Annotated in this window: 1 protein-coding gene; it reads left to right on the top strand. The window is 74.6% G+C overall.

Annotation, left to right across the window (positions count from 1 at the left end; genetic code table 11):
• The coding region (locus AB0B89_RS35905; protein WP_358562105.1) for a type I polyketide synthase at positions 1 to 2639 on the top strand (2639 nt) is incomplete at both ends.

The following is a 2639-nucleotide window of genomic DNA, read 5'->3' as shown; positions in this document are numbered from 1 at the left end:
CGACGGGCGGTGCAAGTCGTTCTCCTCGACGGCGGACGGCGCGGCGTGGGCCGAGGGCGTGGGGGTGCTGGCCCTGGAGCGGCTGTCGGACGCCCAGCGCAACGGGCGTCGGATCCTCGGGGTGATCCGGGGATCGGCGGTCAACCAGGACGGCGCGAGCAACGGGCTGACCGCCCCGAACGGCCCGGCTCAGGAGCGCGTGGTGGAGCAGGCGCTGGCCGACGCCCGCCTCGACACCCGCGACGTCGACGCCGTGGAGGCGCACGGCACGGGCACCCGGCTCGGCGACCCGATCGAGGCCCAGGCGCTCATGGCCACCTACGGACGCAACCGGCGCGCCGGCCGTCCCCTGTGGCTCGGCTCGGTGAAGTCGAACATCGGCCACACCCAGGCCGCCGCCGGCGTCGCCGGCGTGATCAAGATGGTGATGGCGATGCGGCACGGGGTGCTGCCGCGCACGCTGCACGTCGACGAGAGCGAACCGCACATCGACTGGTCGGCGGGCGGCGTCGGGCTGCTGACCGAGCCCCGCGAGTGGTCGCGCGACGGCCACCCGCGCCGGTCCGGGGTTTCGTCGTTCGGCATCGGCGGCACGAACGCCCACGTCATCCTGGAGGAGGCCCCAGAACGGCCGAGTACCCCCGCCGCCCCGCCCATCGTGACGGCGGGCCCCGGCGCGGCCCCGCTGGCCTGGGTGATCAGCGCACACAGCGCCGCGTCGCTGCGCGCGCAGGCCGCCCGGCTGCACGACTTCGTCACCGCCGACGAAACCCTGCGCCCGGCCGACGTGGCGCACTCCCTGGCCTCCGGCCGCTCGCTGTTCGAGCATCGTGCCGTCGTCCTCGGCCACGACCGCGACGCCCTGATCGCGGGCCTCGGCGACCACCTGCGCGACAAGCCGGTGGCCGAGGTGGTCAAGGGGATCGCCCAGGAGAAGCCGAGGCTGGCGTACCTGTTCACCGGCCAGGGCGGGCAGCGCCTCGGGATGGGGCGCGAGCTGTACGCCGTGTCGCGGGTGTTCGCCGAGGCGCTCGACGAGGTCTGCGCCGCGGTCGACGCCCACCTCGACCGCCCGTTGCGCGAGGTCATGTGGGCCGAGCCGGGCACGCCCGAGGCGGAGCGGCTGAACGAGACCTGTTACACCCAGCCGGCGCTGTTCGCCTACGAGGTGGCCGCCTTCCGGCTGCTGGAGTCCCTCGGCGTCACGCCCGACTTCGTGGCCGGGCATTCGGTCGGCGAGTTCGCCGCCGCGCACGTCGCGGGGATCTGGTCGCTGGCCGACGCCGCGCGGCTGATCACCGCCCGCGCCCGCCTGATGCAGGCGCTCGACGAGCCCGGCGCGATGGTCGCCATCGAGGCCGCCGAGGACGAGGTCGCCCCCACCCTGACCGGCCAGGAGCACCTGGTGGGGATCGCCGCGGTCAACGGCCCCACCGGCGTGGTCGTCTCCGGCGTGGAGGAGGTGTGCCTCGCGGTGGCCGACGAGTGGCGGGAGCTCGGCCGGCGCACCCGGCGGCTTCCGGTCAGCCACGCCTTCCACTCCCCGCTGATGGAGCCGATGCTCGCCGAGTTCGCCGCCGAGCTGGGGAGCGTGGACTTCGGCGAGGCGCGGATCCCGTTCGCCACCAACCTCGGCGGGGACGCCTCCTGGACGGAGCCGGAGTACTGGCTCGAACAGGTCCGCCGGCCCGTCATGTTCCACGCGATGATCGGGCGGCTGGAGTCCGACGGCGTGAGCGCCTACATCGAGGTCGGGCCGGACGCGGTCCTGTCCGGCATGGCCCACGACTGCGTCACCGCGCAGGACGCCTCGGTCATCTCCCTCAACCGGCGGCAGCGGCCCGAGCCTGACGCGCTGGTCGCCTGCCTCGCGCAGGCGTGCGTGGCGGGCGTGGCCGTCGACTGGCCCGCGCTGTCGGGCGGCACGGACGTCGACCTTCCGACGTACGCGTTCGACCGCGAGCGCTTCTGGCTCTACCCCCCGGTACGTGCGGCGGGCGTCTCGTCGGCCGGGCTGCGCGGGCTCGGGTACCCCCTGCTCGGGGCCGTGGTCGACGTCGCCGACGACGGTACGACGGTGTTCACCGGCCGCCTGTCGGTCACCGGCTCGCCGTGGCTGGCCGACCACGTGATGCTCGGCGCGACCGTGCTGCCGGGCGCGGCCTTCGTCGATCTCGTCCTTGAGGCCGGCGGCCAGCTCGGCTGCGACCTCGTCGAGGAGCTGATGTTCGAGGCGCCGCTGGTGCTGCCGGAGCAGGGCGCGCTGGCGTTGCAGGTCGTCGTCGAGCGGGCGGACGACGCCGGCACGCGGCCCGTACGGGTGTACTCCCGCCCGGCCGACGACCACGAGGCCGCGTGGACCCGCCACGTCTCCGGAGCCGTGGCCGTGGACGGCGGTGCGACAGGCACCTGCGACTGGGCGGGGGTGTGGCCGCCTGCGGGGGCGTCGGTGGTGGCGCTCGAAGGCGGGTACGAGCGGCTGGCCGATCTCGGCTACGAGTACGGTCCGGTGTTCCAGGGCGTGCGAGGAGTCTGGCGCCGGGACGGGGAGCTGTTCGCCGAGGTCTCGGTGGACGACGAGGTGGAGGTGGCGGGGTTCGGGCTGCATCCGGCGCTGCTGGACGCGATGTTCCACCCCT

It is taken from the genome of Sphaerisporangium sp. NPDC049002, assembly GCF_040649355.1.
Classification (GTDB): Bacteria; Actinomycetota; Actinomycetes; order Streptosporangiales; family Streptosporangiaceae; genus Sphaerisporangium.
This window is presented reverse-complemented; position numbering and strand designations above follow the sequence as displayed.